The following is a 16,248-nucleotide window of genomic DNA, read 5'->3' as shown; positions in this document are numbered from 1 at the left end:
ATCCGCAGGCGCGCGGCAAGAACGAGCGCTTCCATCGCACCCTGAAGGCCGAGGTTTTTGCCATGCGGCGCTTCCGCACCCTCTCGGAAGTCCAGCGCGCCTTCGATGCCTGGCGACCGGTCTACAATCTGGAGCGTCCCCACCAAGGCCTCGATATGCGCGTCCCCGCCGATCGCTTCTGGCCGAGCGCCCGCGCCATGCCGACCCGCGTTCCAAAAGTTGAATACGACAGCGGCGAGATCGTCCGTAGGGTCTCATCGACGAGACCCTACATCTCCTTCAAAGGACGCTTCTGGAAGGTTCCCCAGGCCTTCGCGCGCGAAAGTCTCGCCATCCGGCCGCTGGATCGTGACGGCCACTACGGAATCTTCTTCGCCAGCTGGCAGGTCGCATCGATCGACTTGACCAATGGCCAACCTGTCAGTGATGTGTCCGAACAGGTGTCAGCCATGTCCCCGGACTAAACAGCAGGCGGGCGATCCAGTACTGTGAGACGGTTGTGATTGAATCGATAGGCCGCCGCGTACTGGATGCCCCGCTTTCGCGGGGCATGACAGCGGTATTTGCTGCGAGACTACCCCCACTCATTCGAGAAGCAGCTCACCCCTCCAGCTTCCTCAACAACAGCTTCAGCGCCGTCGCAGCAAACATTTGCATGTTGCCGAACCGGTCGTTATTGCCGGTCTCCAGCGTCATGACCTCCGCCACAGGTCCGCTCACCGCCATGCAGCTATGGCCGGCGGCGTCGCCGTAGCGGTTGCCGGTGGGGCCGGCTGCGCCGGTCTCGGACAGGCCCCAGTCGCTGTCGAAGCGCATTCGCATCTGCTCCGCCAGCAGTTGCGCGTAGGGCTCCGACGAGGAGCGAAAGCCCTTCATTCCCTCGTCCGAAATATCCATCAGCACGCGCCTGGCATCGCGGGTGTAGACCACCGCGCCGCCGAGGAAATAGGCGGACGCGCCGGGCACCGCGAGCAGGCTGGCCGCGATCAGGCCGCCGGTTGAGGATTCTGCCACGGCGATGGTCTGTTTGCGCGCGATCAGCTTCGCTGCGACCTGTTCCGCAATGCCGACGAGCTCTTTCATCCCTAACCCCTTATCTCTTCGCAACCGAGCTCAGCCTTCCTAGCATATGACAGGACGCTTGGCTGAGTTGCGGGCGACGGGCAGGCCTGCTTGAATGCCGGGTACAAGAAGAGACATGCGAGGAAACGTGAGAAGGGAGACGTCATGGCGTCCCTGATCGCCGGCGGGGTGGATTGCGACGTGCATCCGGCCGTGCCGCATCTGACCAGCCTGCTGCCCTACCTGAACGACTATTGGCGCGATCAGGTGACGACGCGCGGCATGGTCGACCTCGTCTCGCAATCCTACCCGCAGAACTCGCCGATCGTGGCTCGCCCTGATTGGCGCCCCGAGAGCGGCAAGCCGGGCGAGAGCCTCGACGACATGCAGCGCCATGTGCTCGATCCGTTTCAGCTCAGCTACGCCATCTGCAATCCGCTCTACGGCGTGCAGATGGTGTTTTCGGAAGATTTGCAGGCCGCCTTCTGCCGCGCGCTGAACGACTGGCTGGTGAAGGAGTGGCTCGATCGCGACAAGCGGCTGCGCGGCTCGATCGTGATCCCGACGCAAAGCGTCGAGAAGGCCGTGGCAGAAATCGAGCGCTGCGCGCAGGACAAGCGGTTCGTCCAGGTGCTGATGCTCGTGATGGGCGACACGCCGCTCGGCAAGCGCGCGCTGTGGCCGATCTATGAAGCCGCGGAACGGCTGGAACTACCCGTCGGCATTCACGCGGGTTCCGCCTATCACAATCCGCCGACCGCCGTGGGATGGGGTTCCTATCACATCGAGGACTATGTCGGGCAGGCCCAGGCGTTCCAGACGCAGCTCACCAGCCTGATCGTCGAGGGCGTGTTCGCCAAATATCCGCGCCTGAAAATGGTGATGCTGGAATCCGGCGTCTCCTGGATCTCTCCCTATCTCTGGCGCCTGCACAAGTTCTGGCGCGGGGTGCGGATGGAGACGCCCTGGGTTGATCGCGCGCCGCTGGATATTGTGCGCAGCAACATCCGCTTCTCCTTACAGCCATTTGATGCACCGCCAGACGAGGCGACATTAATTCGCCTGTTTGATCATATGCAGTCCGACGAATTGGTCCTATTCTCCACGGACTATCCGCACTGGCAGTTCGAGGGCCAGGACGCGCTGCCCGAAAGTCTCACCCCCGATCTCGTGCGCAAGATCATGATCGAAAATCCACATGCGACCTATCCCCGCCTGAAATGAGCCCGCTGCCAAAGGAGGCAAGGCGATGAATATCCAATTCCGCGAGAGCCAAGAAGCCGTTTCCCCACTGACCGTCAAAACCGCGATCGCGGACTGCGACATCCATCCGGCACGCGCCACCCGCACCGAGCTTTATCCCTATCTCGCCAAACGCTGGCAGCATCATCTCGAAGTCTATGGCGTCCATGCCTATCAGGGCATGACGGAAGGCCCGCCCTATCCGAAGGCCCAGCCCAATGCCTCGCGCCGCGATGCCTATCCGCCCGAAGGCGGCCCGCAGGGCTCCTCGCTGTCCTTCATGCAGAAGCAGCTGCTCGATCCCAACAACGTGCAGCTGGGCGTGCTCAATCCGCTCAACACCGGGCAGGGCATCCGCAATCACGAGCTCTCGGCCGCTTTGTGTTCGGCGATCAACGACTGGCAGATCGACAAATGGACCAGCAAGGACAAGCGGCTCAAAGCCTCGATCGTCGTCGGCAATGAGGACGGGCTGTCGGCCGCCGCCGAAATCCGCGAGCGCGCCGGCGACAAGAACTTCGTGCAGGTGCTGCTGCTCAGCCGCAATGTCGAGCCGCTCGGCCAGCGCCGCTACTGGCCGATCTACCAGGCCGCGGAGGAAGCCGGCCTTCCCGTCGGCGTCCACGCCTTCGGCTTCGGCGGCAATCCGATCACGCCGTCGGGCTGGCCGTCCTATTACATCGAGGAGATGGTGGGTCACTCGCAATGCCAGCAATCGGCGCTGGCGAGTCTTGTTTTGGAGGGCGTGTTCGAGCGCTTCCCGAAACTGAAGATGGTGATGATCGAGGCCGGCTTCGGCTGGGCGCCGTCGCTGGCTTGGCGGCTCGACAAGACCTGGCAGCGCCTGCGCAGCGAGGTGCCGCATGTGAAGCGGCCGCCGTCGGAATATATTCGCGAGCAGGTGTGGTGGACGACGCAGCCGATGGAGGACCCGGAGCGGCGCGAGGATCTGTTCGACGTCATCAACTGGATCGGCTGGGATCGCCTGTTGTTCGCCACCGACTATCCGCATTGGGATTACGACGAGCCGTCGCGCGTGCTGCCGGCGGGCGTCAGCGAAGCCAATCGCGAGGCGTTCTATCTCGGCAATGCGCGCGCGCTGTACGGGATTGGTTGATGGCGCGGCATGTGATCGCGCCGGTCGATGAACTGCCGCCGGGGACGCGAAAATTTCTGGAGATCGACGGGCGGCCGATCGCGGTCTTCAACATCAAGGGTGAATATTTCGGCCTGATGAACCGTTGCCCGCATCAGGGGGCGGCGCTGTGCGAGGGTCCGCTGATCGGTCTCGCGCAGTCGAAGGAGCCCGGCGAAATCGAATACACCAAGCTCGGGGAGATCATCCGCTGCCCCTGGCACGGCTGGGAGTTCGACATCCGCACCGGCCAATCCTATTGCGACCCCCGCCGCTTCCGCGTGAAGGCCTATCCGGCCCATGTCGAGCCGGGCGCGAGCATGGTGAAGGGGCCGTATGTCGCCGAGACGATCCCGGTGAAAGTCGAGAGCGACTACGTGGTGGTGGAGCTGTAGGCCTCATCTCTTCACCCTCCCCTGGGGGGAGGGTCGATCGCGCGGAGCGCGAGCGGGATGGGGTGATCTCTCCCCACGGGCAGCGTTCGATGCGGAGGGACCTTCACCCCACCCCGTCTCACATTATCGCTGCGCTCAATGTGAGCCGACCCTCCCCCTCCAGGGGAGGGTAAGAGGCGGCGATGATCGAAGCGACCATCAACGCCCCGCCACAGGCTCGGCCACCGCATCATATGTCAGCACCGCCTTGCCGCCGCCGCGGTACACCGTCGAGGCCGCGATGATGCCGAGCAGTGCGGCGAGCATCAGCCAGAAGCCGGGCGAGGCCTTGTCGCCGGTATGCTCGATCAGCAAGGTCGAGGCGAACGGCGTGAAGGTGCCGAACAGGGCGGCGGCGAGCGCGAAGGCGAGCGAGAAGCAGGTGGTGCGCACATCCGCCGGCACGATCTCGACCAGCGCGCCGAGCATGGTGCCGCTGTAGACGCCGAAATAGAACGAGAACATCATCTCGACCGCGAGCAGCTTGCCGAAGCTCGGCGCCGCCACCAGCCAGTGCAGTGCCGGGTAGGCGGTGACGAGCGACAGGCCGGCGATGGTGAGCAGCACCGGCTTGCGGCCGATGCGGTCGGATAATGCGCCGCCGATCGGGTTCCAGAAGAAGTTGGTGACAGCGACGAGCAATGTCACCAGCAGTGCGTCCTGCGTCGACAGCTTCAGCACCGTCTTGCCGAAGGTCGGCGTGTAGACGGTGACGAAGTAGAATGTGGTCGTGGTCAGGACTGCGATCATCATGCCGAGGATGACGATGCGCCAGTTGGCGAGCGCGGAGGCGAACACCTCGCTGGCCGTCGGATGCTTCTTCATGGCGAGGAAGGCCGGCGTCTCCTCCAGCGTCCGCCGCAGGACAAAGATCAGGGGAATGATCAGGCAGCCGACGAAGAAGGGAATGCGCCAGCCCCAGGCGGCGACGGTGTCGGCCGGCATCACCTCCGAGAGGATGTAACCGAGGATCGAGGCGACGAAGATCGCGACCTGCTGGCTCGACGACTGGAACGAGGTGTAGAAGCCGCGATTGCCCGGCGTGGAGATCTCCGAGAGATAGACCGACACGCCGCCGAGCTCGACGCCGGCGGAGAAGCCCTGCAGCAGACGTCCGATCAGCACGATGACGGGCGCGGCGATGCCGATGGTCGCGTAGCTCGGGCAGAACGCGATGACGACGGTGCCGAAGGCCATGATGGCGAGGGTGACGATCAGGCCCTGGCGGCGGCCGATGCGGTCGATGTAAGCGCCGAGCACGATCGCGCCGACCGGCCGCATCAACGCGCCGAGCCAGAACACGCCGAAAGTGTTGAGCAGCGATGCGGTCTCATCGGAGGAGGGGAAGAACGCCTTGCCGATCGCGGCCGCATAGAAGCCGAACAGGAAGAAGTCGAACTGTTCGAGAAAATTGCCTGACGTGGCGCGCAGGATGGCGCCGATGCGTGATTTGAGTTCAGGCGGATTGGTTGCTGGTCCAACCATGGCGTTGCTCCCCTTCGAGACGTGGCCGGACCGGGAATCATTCACGGCAAGGCGACAGATTGATGCTGTGACAATCTGTCTCATCCCTTCCCGCGCAGGGCGCCGCGAGTCAATCGATTTTGCCGGGGAAGCTGATGATTTTTCAGGCTTTATTTTGCGTCGCAGCGAGCATCCATTGGCGGAATGCGGTCAGCTTCGGTGCTTCGCGGCGTCCCTCGGGCGCGACCAGGTAGAAGCCGGCGTCGGCCGGCAGCGCGATCTTGAAGGGGACCACGAGGCGGCCCTTGGCGATGTCGTCCTGAACGTAGGAGGTCCGTCCCATCGCGACGCCAATGCCGTCGATCGCGGCCTGGATGGTCATGAAGATCATGTCGAAGGTGATGCCGGGGTGCCTCGCGATGTCTGCCGGCAGGCCCGCCGCGGTCAGCCAAAGCCGCCAATCGTCGCTGTTGGCGCTTGAGGTGTGCAGCAGCGGATGGTTTCCCAGGTCTTCGGGCCGGCGCAGTGGCTTGTCGCCACGCAATAGCGACGGACTGCACACCGGAAACAGCTCATCCGCCATCAGCCAGTCGGCGCGCAGGCCCGGCCACTGGCCGCGGCCGTAGCGGATCGCGGCATCGACATTGTCGCGCTGGAAGTCGACGAAGCTGGTCGAGGTGGTGATACGAACGTCGATGCCGGGATGCTGCTCCTGGAAATCCGTCAGCCGCGGCAACAGCCATTTTGCGGCGAGCGAGGCCAGCGTCGAGACCGTCAGCACCTTGTCGTCGTCCTTGCGCAGCAACCGGTCGGTCGCAAGCCGGAGGTCATTGAAGGCGGCGCGGACGCCGGGGAGGTAGTCGCGCGCCTCCGGCGTCAATGCCAGCGCGCGGTTCTGCCGGATGAACAGGCGGATGCCGAGCTCCTCCTCGAGCCTTCGGATCTGATGGCTGATCGCGGTCTGCGTCACGTTCAGTTCGGCCGCCGCCAGCGTGAAGCTGAGATGGCGCGCGGCGGCCTCAAACGCCCGCAATCCGTTCAGGGACGGTAATCTGGCAGTCATTTGGCAGCAGGATACATGACGTTAATTCATGCGAAAAGGTACAAATTGTCGTTTGTCGCAGTGCACCAGGAAGCAGATATTAGCGGTCAACTTAGCTCCAGGAGCTGAAAATGTCTACTTTGACTGACAATTCGATGACAAATCATCATGCACCGGGCCTGATCGAGCAGATCGGCGAGACGCTTCACGTCTGGCACGAGCGCTACCGTAACAGGCGCGAGCTCACGCAATGGACCGCGCGCGACCTTCAGGACGTCGGGCTGTCCTGGAGCGATATCGCCTACGAGGCCGACAAACCCTTCTGGCGGGCCTGATTGGCCGCCAGGCCGGCGCCGCCTCATCAGAGGGGCGCCGGCGGTCCCTTTTGTCCCGAGCATGTGCCATGACCGCTCTTCGCCTGGAAGATTTGAAGCGGTATTCGGACACGCTGCGCACCCGGCAGGGTGAAGCGCTCAATGTCCGCTTCGTTGAGCCGCGCGATACCGACGAGCTTCAGCACTATTTCCGCTCGCTCTCGACCCGCTCCCGCTACAACCGTTTCTTCGGCGCGATCAGCGAGCTGCCGAACGGACTGCTGCACGACTTCCTTCAGGTCGGCGAGCGCGAACGTTTCACCGTGGTCGCGACCATCATGATCGACGGTTTCGAGACCATCGTCGCCGAGGCGCGCTATGCGCTGCATGCCGAAATCGCCACGCTCGAATTTGGCCTGTCGGTCCATGATCGCTGGCAGGGCCGCGGCATCGCTACAGCGCTTCTGAAGAATCTCGAATGCCGCGCCGCAGCGCTTGGCGCCGACCACATCTTTGGCGAGACGCTGCGCTCCAACGAGACCATGATCTCGCTCGCCCGCAAATCCGGCTTCGCTTTCGTCAATCACCCTGATGACTGGAAGCTGGTGCGCTTCGACAAGGAGATCACAGTCGCAGCAAAAGACATCCCCTGTGCGAGCTGGCGCCTCGCCGCCCTTTCCCGTCAGGCCGAAAGCCCCTCAGCCTCGGCCTGACACCACTGCAAGCCCGGCTCTGGGTGAACCAGGGCCGGGCTTTTTTTTTGCTTGTAGATCCGTCATCGTGAGGTGCGAGACGCGCGGCGCAACGCGACGCGTGGGGAGCCTCGCAGGATGAACGGCCCCACCGCACCCCGGTGTCGGACTTCGCGCAGCAACAGTCGGGCCGTCGCCCTTCGAGGGCCGCTGAAGAAGCGGCCACCTCAGGGTGACGGTCATAGATCTTAGAACGCTGCTACTTCCCCGTGAACACCGCTTTCCGCTTCTCGATGAACGCCTGCACCGCCTCCTTGTGATCGGCGGTCGTGGTGAGGCGGATCAGCCGTTCGGCTTCGTGGTCGCGCGCGGTTTCGAAGTCGAACAGCACGGCCTCGTCGAGATTGTCCTTCATGTAGCGCAGCGCCAGGCGCGGGCCCTCGGCGAGCGACTTCGCCAATGCAAAGGCCTCGGTCTGCAATTTGTCATCAGGCACGACGCGGTTGACGAGGCCGATCGCTTCGGCCCGCACCGCATCGACACGGTCGCCGGTGAACATCAGCTCGCGCGCCCGCGCGGTGCCGACGAGACGGGTGAGCAGCCAGGCGATGCCGTAATCACCGCTCAGCGCGATGCGGGCATAGCCGGTGGCGACGAAGGCCGATTGCGCGGCGATGCGGATGTCGCAGGCCATGGCGATGGCGAGCCCGGCGCCGACCGCAGGGCCGGGCAGGGCGGCGATGGTCGGCTTGCGTACCGACACCAGCGCGCCGGTGAGCAGCCGTTGCCGCTCCTGCAGATCGGCGATGCGATCTTCCAGCGGCATCTCGAGCTTTGCCTTGTCGCGATGGGCGCCCATGCCCTTGACGTTGCCGCCGGCGCAGAACGCTTCGCTCGCGCCGGTGATCAGCAGCGCGCCGACGCCGGGGTTCTCGCCGCAGCTCCGGATCATCGTGCGCAGCGCCGGGGTCAGCGCATCCGACAGCGAATTGCGCGCGTCCGGCCGGTTCAGCGTGATGACAGCGACGCGGTCGCGAATGACGCAGAGGAGCTCGTTGGTGCCGGTGTCGATGGTGGTTTCCGTGGTCATTGATCCTCCCTGCTCTTGTTGGACTAGTAGGGTGGATTAGCGAAGCGTAATCCACCTCTTCTCTAATGCGCGGTGATAAAAGAGGTGGGTTACGCCTTCGGCTAACCCACCCTACGGCATCTCGCCTCAAAACTTCTCCACCCAGGGACGCAGCTCGAGCTCCCAGCTCCAGGCGCTGCGCGGCTGCTGCAACACATTCCAATAGCTCTGCGCGATCGCGTCGGGATCGAGCATCGAATCCGGCTTGTCTTCGGCTTCCGTCCGCGCCGCGCTGCGGATGCCGCCGTCGATCACGAAATGCGCAATGTGGATGCCTTGCGGCGACAATTCGCGCGCCAGGCTCTGCGCGAGGCCGCGCAGCGCGAACTTGCCCATTGCGAACGAGGCCGACTGCGCATAGCCCTTGACGCTGGCGGAGGCGCCGGTGAACAGGATCGCGCCTTGCTTGTTCGGCAGCATGCGCTTGGCCGCCTGCTGCGCAACCAGAAAGCCGCCATAGGCGCTGACCGCGATGGCTTGCGCGACGTCGGCCGGGACGAGGTCGACGAATGGCCCGCGGGTGCGGCCGCTGGCGTTGTAGACGACGAGGTCGGGCGTGCCGATCTCGCGCTCGACGAGGCCAAACAACCGCTCGACCTCATCGGGCTCGGTCGCGTTGCAGGCGTAGGCCTTGGCGCCGGTCTCGCTACAGAGCGCGCCCAGCTTCTCGATCTTGCGCGCCGCGAGCGCGACGCGAATGCCTTGCGCAGCCAGCAAGCGCGCCAGCGAAGCGCTCAGGCCTTCGCCGGCACCGACGATGAGGGCTATTTTGTATTTCGGATGTTCCATGGTGTGGTCTCTTGGAGGCAGGGAGCCCCTGATCTATGCATGGCTTTCGCGAACAACCAGCCGGCGGGATCACAATTCCGCAGAGCGAATTGCTCCTTCACGGTGATCATGCCTCCCTGACGATTTGCGGCTTTATCCGTATCTGCGACTGGAGCATGATCGACATCATCCCAAGCGGCAAGCGCTAAAGTGCCGCGGAATGTCCGCAGGTTGCGGAAACGAAGAGGACGATCATGCATAAGCCGGCCCCAGCGCAGCCAAAGAATGTCGCGGCCGCACCATCCGGCCTGCTGGCGCCCGACACCACAGGCATGAATTTCTACCGCGCCGATCCTGCGCTGACCGACCTGTTGCGCATCCATCTGCCGGAAAATCTGTTCCGTCATATCGAGCCGCATCTCGATCGCCTCGGCGAACTTGCCGGCGGCCGCCTCGACGACTGCGCGCGGCTCGTCGACCGCCACACGCCGGTGTTGCACCAGCGCGACAAGTTCGGCCGCGACGTGCAGTCGATCGAATATCACCCGGCCTATCGCGAGTTGGAGAATGCTGCGTTCGGCGAGTTCGGCATCCATGCGCTCTCGATCCGCAAGGGCATCATGGGCTGGCCGGACAAATATCCCGTGGTGGCCAAGCACGCCTTCACGTTCCTGTTCAACCAGACCGAATTCGGCATGGGCTGCCCGATCAACGTCACCGACGGCTGCGCAAAGCTGCTGGCGAATTTCGGCAGCGAGGCGCTAAAGGCGAAATATCTGGACGGCCTGACCTCGACCGACATGAGCAAGCTGACGCAAGGCGGCCAGTTCATGACCGAGAAGGAGGGCGGCTCCGATGTCGGCACGCTGACCACGCGCGCGGTGCAGGAGGACGACCATTGGCGCCTCACGGGCGAAAAATGGTTCTGCTCGAATGCCGACGCCAAGGTCGTGATGCTGCTCGCGCGCCCCGAAGGCGCCGGCCCCGGCACGCGCGGCGTCGGCCTGTTTCTGATGCCGCGCTTCCTCGACGACGGCTCGCAGAACCACTACCGGATCGTGCGTCTGAAGGACAAGCTCGGCACCCGCTCGATGGCCTCGGGCGAGATCAAGCTCGAAGGCGCGATCGCCTATGCGGTCGGCAAGCTCGACCGCGGCTTCGTGCAGATGGCCGAGATGGTGAATTCGTCGCGGCTCTCTAACGGCGTCAAATCGACCGCGCTGATGCGCCGCGCCTATCACGACGCAATGACGGTCGCGACCAATCGCGTCGTGTTCGGCAACCGCATCATCGACCTGCCGCTCGGCCGGCGGCAGATGCTGAAGATCATGCTTCCGGTCGAGCAGGCGCTGTCGATGAGCTTCCTCACTGCGGACGCGCTCGACCGCGCCGAGGCCGGCAGCCAGGATGCGGCGGCATTGTTGCGTATCCTGACGCCGACCCTGAAATTCCGCGCCACCCGCGATGCGCGAAAGGTCTGCGGCGATGCGCTCGAGATGCGCGGCGGCATCGGCTATATCGAGGAATTCGCCACGCCGCGCCTGCTGCGCGACGCGCATCTCGGTTCGGTCTGGGAAGGCACCGGCAACATCGTCGCGATCGATGCGCTCCGGCGCGCGGTCGGCCGCCACGGCGCGGAATCCGCGCTGTCAGCCGATCTGCATGCGCGGCTCGACGACAGTGCATCCGTGCCGCAGGCCTGGCGCGACAATCTGCGTGGCCTCGTCGATCGCGCTGTCGGCTTCGCGCGCCAGGTTGCGGGGAAATCCGAGAACGAGGCCGATGCGCGTCGTGCGACGAGCCTGCTCTATCATGTCGCCAGCGCCGTCGCGCTCGCCTGGGAAGCACACCGCATCCACGAGATGCGCGGCGATGCGCGCCGGCTGCTGTTGTCGCGGCTCGTGATCGACCATCGGGTATCACCAAGCGATCCGTTCCGGCTGACGGAAAATGCCACGCAGGCCAAGATCGCCGCGCTGCTGCTCGGCGACAGCTCAGTCGGCATGAGCGAGGTTGGCGAACTGGTTCTGGCAGCGTAGGCTGCACTCCACGATCAAACCAAGAAACGCGACAGGGAGTGCTCGATGAAGGCCGCCGTCCTCTATGAAGTCAACCAGCCGCTCGTCATCGAGGACGTCAGCCTGCCGAAGCCGGGCCCGCGCGAAGTTCTGATCCGCACCACGGTCGCCGGGCTCTGTCACTCCGACCTGCATTTCATGGAAGGGCTCTATCCGCATCCGCTGCCCGCGGTGCTCGGCCACGAGTCCGCCGGAGTGGTCGAGCAGGTCGGCTCCGATGTCACTTACGTCAAGCCGGGTGACCACGTCGTCACTTGCCTGTCGGTGTTCTGCGGCACCTGCGACAACTGCACCACGGGCCGCACCGTGCTCTGCACCGACACCACCGTGAAGTTGCTGCCCGGCGCCTCAAACCGGATGCAGTGGTCCAAGCCTGAGAAGCTGCACCAGTTCCTCAATCTCTCGTCCTTTGCCGAACAGATGCTGGTGCACGAGAACGCGATCGTCAAAATCCGCAAGGAGATGCCGCTCGATCTCGCCGCGCTGATCGGCTGCGGCGTCATCACCGGCTATGGCGCGGTGGTGAATACCGCGAAGGTGACGGCCGGCGAGACCGTGGCGGTGATCGGCTGCGGCGGCGTCGGCATGGCCGCGATCAACGGCGCGCAGATCGCAGGCGCCGGCCGCATCATCGCCATCGACACCAATCCGGCCAAGCTTCAGCTCGCGACCAAGCTGGGTGCGACCGACATCATCAACCCCGCCGACGGCGATGTCGTCAAGCAGGTGCGTGATCTCACCAATGGCGGCGTGCATCATTCCTTCGAGGTGCTCGGCCGCAAGGAGACTGCCGAGCAGGCGTTCGGCATGCTCGCCTCCGGCGGCACCGCCACCATCGTCGGCATGATTCCGTTCGGCCAGAAGATCGAGCTGCACGGTTTTGATTTCCTGCGCGAGCGCCGGATCCAGGGCTCCTCAATGGGCTCGAACCATTTTCGCGTCGACATGCCGCGTCTGGTCGATTTCTACCTGCGCGGACGACTGCATCTGGAGGACTGGATCTCGGCGAAATTGAAGCTGTCCGAGGTCAACGAGGGTTTTGCCAACATGAAAGCCGGCAAGACGCTGCGCAGCGTGATCGTGTTCGACAGCTAGCACAACCGACCCCGTCGTCGCCCGAAAATTGAAGTCAACGCGACGCGCCCGGACCGTCGGCCGAGGCGCAGCGCGTCTCCTTGACGAGCAGCAGCGTCATGGCCGTGGCAAGTCCCGCGACGAGCATATACGCGACGGATACGTTCAGGCCAGCACCCGCGAACAGCAAATAGGAGAACAATCCCGCAGTCGACGCGGTGAAGCCAAGCCACGCAAACCTCGGAAAGCGAAATCCACGTTCGCCATGCCGGAGATCGAGCACGAGGTAGAACACCAGAAAGGTGTTGCAGAGCGCGGCCGGCAACAGACCCATGACGATCTCGCTCTCGAATGCGAGGTAGGATAACACGCCATCGACCTGGGCAATCACCGCGAACGGCAGATAGCGCAGATTGAGGCAGGCCAGGGCGATCGCCGCAAGCTCGAAGCCGTAGAAATAGCGCTCGTGCATCTTCGGAAGCAGGTACGGCATGAGGATGAGCGATACACACGCCACGAGCAGAATGAACTCTGGCCCGGTCCGCTTGGATTGTGCGATGAAGATCGATAGGGCGAGCCCGCTCGCCGCCGCGAGCACGAGGCCGGCGGCGACTCCGACCGCGTACGGCGTTCCACCGGCGAATACCCAGACATTCGCCGCATTCATGGTCAGGTGATGAAATGTGTTGGCCTGGCCGAGATAGATCCCGAGTACGGAGACCAGTGATCTACCGGCGACGAGAACCGGAATGGCGAGGATCGCATAGGTTGCCGGAATAGCGGCAAGCCATGCCACGTGGATCTTGCGGCGCAGGATCATGCCCAGCACGAACGGCCCCAGGAAGACGCCCTGGGCCTTCACCGAGCAGGCCACTGCGAATGGCAAAACGCCGTTTCGATCCCGCATGAACATCGCCACGGAGATCAGCGCGAAGAAGGTCCAGATCGAATCGGCCTGTCCCCACATTGCGCCGTTGAAGAGCACCGTCGGCGCAAGCCACACCGCGCAGAAGGCCAGGGACGCGCGCAACGGCATGCCTGTAACGCGCCAGACCATCCGGGCCACCACGATCGCGCAGCCGAACTCGAATATCGCCGAGATCATCTTCACGAGGGAAAGCGGCTGGCCCAGCCAGTCAAATCGGGCGGCGATCAGCAGGAGGTAGCTGTAGAACGGCGTATAGTTGGTGAAAGCCTCGGCAAGCCCGCCAATGCCGTGATCTCGCGCGAAGGTATACCAGGTGATGTACTCGGCGGCGTCGGCGGTTGCGTGTTCCCGCGCAAGGTAACGGAGCAAAAGGCCCATGAGCGCGCAACCGACCGCTACCGCAATCGGAATGCGCCATCTCTCGGGCAGCGTCTCGTCTGGATTGACGCGATGATAGGGGTCGCGGAGCGCGCCTATCTCAATTGTGTCGTTTGTCACGCAATCACTCTCGCCGGATTTGAGCGATACCCTCGCCGGGGCTCAGAAGCACTCCGAGCTTCGAGCGTGTCCTGGTGACATGCTCGAGATCGATGCCCTGAGGGGACCTCTCGTCACTTGCAATTTTGACGGGCGAACGATTGCCAGCTGGATAAATGTCAGATCAGCGGTTTGCCCATTGCTCGGGAAAAGATTGTTTGGTTAGCGATTTCTTTATGGCAGTCGTCGAATGCCCCGCGGTGCGAAGGGGGAACGGCAGCGTTCCCTCCTCACCGCGACACGTGTGCCGACACCGCGAGCCACTTGCCATTTTGCTTTGCCCAGCAATCGGTGTAGCGCCCCATCGCCTGCTGGCCATCCGCTGTGGTGTAGGTCGTCGCGGCGTGGATGACGGCGAAGTCGCCCATGATGCGGATGATGACGTCGCGCTCTTTCAAGTTCCGGATCGCGATCGGCCGCGCCGTCTGCTCCAGGAAGGCGGCACGGTCGACCAGCGTCTTGTCGGGATTGGAGCAATAAAACTCCGTTGCCAAGATTTCGTCGAAACGTTTGACGTCGCAGTTCTGCACGGAGGCAACGTAGTCACGGTTGAGGGCGGTCAGTTGGTCGAGGTCCTGGCTCATGGTGCTTCCTTTCCGTCATCCCGGGGCACGCGACGCGCGAGCCCAGAATCACCACGTTGTCGTCCTCCGTCATTGCGAGGAGCCCGCGACTAAATTGCGAAGCAATTTTGCGCTGGCGGCGAAGCAATCCAGACTGTCGCATCGAAAAATTCTGAATCGCTTCGCTCGTAATGACGGGAAGAACTAATCACTGAATAATGGCGGCGGCTGGAACCCGCCGAACTCACGCTCGATCAGTTCAGCGAGCTTGAGCGGCGTGCGGTCTTCGAGGAAAGGGCCGATGATCTGGACGCCGACCGGCAGGCCATCCTTCGACAGGCCGAGCGGAACGGCCGTGGCCGGCAAGCCCGTCAGCGTGGCGATGCCGGGCCAGGCAAGCTGGTCCGGATAAACATGGTCCTTGCCGTCGATATTGATCCGGCGCTTCTCCTGCTCCGGCGAATGATCATGCGGATAGGCGGGGGTCGGCATGATCGGACAGATCACCGCATCGAATGTCCGGAACAATTGCCGCCATTGCGCGCGTAGCCCGGCGCGCGCGCCCTCGTCGAACACCCAGGCCTGATGGCTCGAGGTCATGCCGCGCAGGCGCTCGGCCGCAAGACTCTTGTCGTCGGGCGAGAGTTGCGCCGCGCCGGCATGTGCGCCGGCGAGAATGTCGGGAGGAAAGAACGCGCCGAGAAAACTCATCAGCATACGCATGTAGAGACGCGAGGCCTCCCGGAAGTCCGGAAACAGCGGGCTTTCTCGCGCGACGTTCGCGCCGGCGCCCGTCAATCGCCCAGCCAGCGTCTCGATCGCGCCGCGAATGTCGGAATTCGCAGGCAGCAACGGATGGCTGTCGATCACGAGTAGGCGGAAATCCTTCAGCTTGTCGTGGCGCGCGTCCGGCAGCGCCAGCTTGTATCCGATGCCGAGGTCGACCGGATCGGGACCGGCCATCACGTCCAGCAGCAGCGTCAGATCGGCTGCACTCCGGGCCATCGGGCCGATCACCGCCATATCGCGTTCCATCGGGACCGCAGGAAATGGCGGCGGCGTATGGCCGCGCGTGGGACAGAGATTGTATGTCGGCTTGTGCGCATAGACGCCGCAATGGAATGCCGGCACGCGCAGCGAGCCGCCGATGTCGGATCCGAGCGAGAGCGGTCCGTAGCCGGCCGCAAGCGCTGCCGACGACCCCCCCGATGAGCCGCCGGGGGTGCGGCCGAGATCGTATGGATTGTTCGTCGTGCCGTAGATGTCGTTGTAGCTCTGCCAGTCTCCCAGGCCCACGGGAACGTTGGTCTTGCCGAGAATGACGCCGCCGGCGTTCTTCACCCGGGAGATCGACAGCGCGTCCTCCGTCGGCTTGAAATCCTTTTGCGGCGTCCAGCCCCAAGTTGTGGGCAGGCCCGCGATGTTGAAGGATTCTTTCACCGTCACCGGAATTCCGAGCAGCGGTTTTTTCTCGCCGCGCGCCAGCGCCACATCGGCCTCGCGTGCCGCACTGCGGGCGCGATCAAAATCCCGCACGCAGATCGCGTTGACCTTGCCGTCGTGACGCTCGATGCGGTCGATGGCATCCTGTGTAAGCTCGACCGCGGAGACCTTCTTTGCGGTCAATGCGGCCGACAGTTCGACCGCGCTCTTGAAACTCCATTCCGATCTGGCCACGGCGCTTCTCCTGCTCTTGTTGTCGGGGGATGATGCGCAGTTTGCCCGAATGCTGCAACCGCCGTTTGATCGCGATTGATGTCCCGGTCGAGCCGGGGCATGACAGCGA

16 protein-coding genes are annotated in these 16,248 nt (G+C 63.7%); 8 read left to right on the top strand and 8 right to left on the bottom strand.

The window, feature by feature from the left end; all coding sequences use genetic code 11:
• Positions 1–464 (top strand): integrase core domain-containing protein (locus CV770_RS24590; RefSeq protein WP_146101341.1); only part of this gene is annotated, 464 nt, incomplete at its 5' end.
• 136 nt (positions 465–600) lie between these two features.
• Here CV770_RS24590 and CV770_RS24585 read toward each other — a convergent pair.
• Entirely contained in the window at positions 601–1,083 is a 483-nt protein-coding gene (locus CV770_RS24585) for a CinA family protein (RefSeq protein WP_104464198.1), read from the bottom strand.
• Positions 1,084–1,227: 144 nt separating this feature from the next.
• Between CV770_RS24585 and CV770_RS24580 the strand changes: the two genes are divergently transcribed.
• From CV770_RS24580 to CV770_RS24570, 3 genes are read left to right on the top strand one after another with little or no spacing between them, the layout of a single operon-like run.
• Complete coding sequence (locus CV770_RS24580; protein WP_104464197.1) at positions 1,228–2,286, top strand: amidohydrolase family protein; 1,059 nt, start codon at positions 1,228–1,230, stop codon at positions 2,284–2,286.
• Between the two features lie 25 nt (positions 2,287–2,311).
• Positions 2,312–3,421 carry an amidohydrolase family protein gene (locus CV770_RS24575; RefSeq protein WP_104464196.1) on the top strand — a complete coding sequence of 370 codons (1,110 nt, stop codon included), beginning with the start codon at positions 2,312–2,314 and terminating at the stop codon, positions 3,419–3,421.
• Positions 3,421–3,834, top strand: coding sequence for a Rieske (2Fe-2S) protein (locus tag CV770_RS24570; RefSeq protein ID WP_104464195.1), 414 nt, complete (start codon positions 3,421–3,423; stop codon positions 3,832–3,834). The genes CV770_RS24575 and CV770_RS24570 overlap by 1 nt, the downstream gene beginning before the upstream one ends.
• Before the next feature lie 198 nt (positions 3,835–4,032).
• Here the strand turns inward: CV770_RS24570 and CV770_RS24565 are convergent, their stop codons facing one another.
• Entirely contained in the window at positions 4,033–5,358 is a 1,326-nt protein-coding gene (locus CV770_RS24565; protein ID WP_104464194.1) for an MFS transporter, read from the bottom strand.
• Positions 5,359–5,500: 142 nt separating this feature from the next.
• Entirely contained in the window at positions 5,501–6,400 is a 900-nt protein-coding gene (locus CV770_RS24560; protein WP_104464193.1) for a transcriptional regulator GcvA, read from the bottom strand.
• A gap of 110 nt (positions 6,401–6,510) precedes the next feature.
• Between CV770_RS24560 and CV770_RS24555 the strand changes: the two genes are divergently transcribed.
• Positions 6,511–6,714: a DUF1127 domain-containing protein gene (locus CV770_RS24555; protein ID WP_091955854.1), complete on the top strand. Its 204-nt coding sequence runs from the start codon at positions 6,511–6,513 to the stop codon at positions 6,712–6,714.
• Between the two features lie 68 nt (positions 6,715–6,782).
• The gene (locus CV770_RS24550) at positions 6,783–7,406 is read left to right on the top strand and encodes a GNAT family N-acetyltransferase (protein ID WP_104464192.1); all 624 of its coding nucleotides are present in this window, start codon (positions 6,783–6,785) and stop codon (positions 7,404–7,406) included.
• A gap of 238 nt (positions 7,407–7,644) precedes the next feature.
• On the opposite strand, the gene CV770_RS24545 is transcribed toward CV770_RS24550, so the two are convergent.
• Positions 7,645–8,475 carry an enoyl-CoA hydratase gene (locus CV770_RS24545; RefSeq protein WP_104464191.1) on the bottom strand — a complete coding sequence of 277 codons (831 nt, stop codon included), beginning with the start codon at positions 8,473–8,475 and terminating at the stop codon, positions 7,645–7,647.
• A gap of 126 nt (positions 8,476–8,601) precedes the next feature.
• The gene (locus tag CV770_RS24540) at positions 8,602–9,303 is read right to left on the bottom strand and encodes an SDR family oxidoreductase (protein WP_104464190.1); all 702 of its coding nucleotides are present in this window, start codon (positions 9,301–9,303) and stop codon (positions 8,602–8,604) included.
• A 233-nt stretch (positions 9,304–9,536) separates the two neighbouring features.
• On the opposite strand from CV770_RS24540, the gene CV770_RS24535 reads away from it, so the two are divergent.
• Both CV770_RS24535 and CV770_RS24530 read left to right on the top strand, forming a co-directional pair.
• Positions 9,537–11,321 carry an acyl-CoA dehydrogenase family protein gene (locus tag CV770_RS24535; RefSeq protein ID WP_104464189.1) on the top strand — a complete coding sequence of 595 codons (1,785 nt, stop codon included), beginning with the start codon at positions 9,537–9,539 and terminating at the stop codon, positions 11,319–11,321.
• A gap of 45 nt (positions 11,322–11,366) precedes the next feature.
• On the top strand, positions 11,367–12,455 hold the full coding sequence (locus CV770_RS24530) for a Zn-dependent alcohol dehydrogenase (protein ID WP_104464188.1): 1,089 nt from the start codon (positions 11,367–11,369) through the stop codon (positions 12,453–12,455).
• Between the two features lie 34 nt (positions 12,456–12,489).
• Here CV770_RS24530 and CV770_RS24525 read toward each other — a convergent pair whose 3' ends face one another.
• From CV770_RS24525 to CV770_RS24515, 3 genes are all read right to left on the bottom strand, one after another.
• Positions 12,490–13,740, bottom strand: coding sequence for a putative hexosyltransferase (locus tag CV770_RS24525; RefSeq protein WP_245453853.1), 1,251 nt, complete (start codon positions 13,738–13,740; stop codon positions 12,490–12,492).
• 389 nt (positions 13,741–14,129) lie between these two features.
• Complete coding sequence (locus CV770_RS24520; RefSeq protein ID WP_104464186.1) at positions 14,130–14,483, bottom strand: nuclear transport factor 2 family protein; 354 nt, start codon at positions 14,481–14,483, stop codon at positions 14,130–14,132.
• A gap of 183 nt (positions 14,484–14,666) precedes the next feature.
• A complete protein-coding gene (locus CV770_RS24515) occupies positions 14,667–16,139 on the bottom strand; it encodes an amidase (protein WP_104464185.1) in 1,473 nt (490 codons plus the stop codon).
• Between the last annotated feature and the right edge of the window lie 109 nt (positions 16,140–16,248).

It is taken from the genome of Bradyrhizobium sp. AC87j1, assembly GCF_002936975.1.
Classification (GTDB): Bacteria; Pseudomonadota; Alphaproteobacteria; order Rhizobiales; family Xanthobacteraceae; genus Bradyrhizobium; species Bradyrhizobium shewense.
This window is presented reverse-complemented; position numbering and strand designations above follow the sequence as displayed.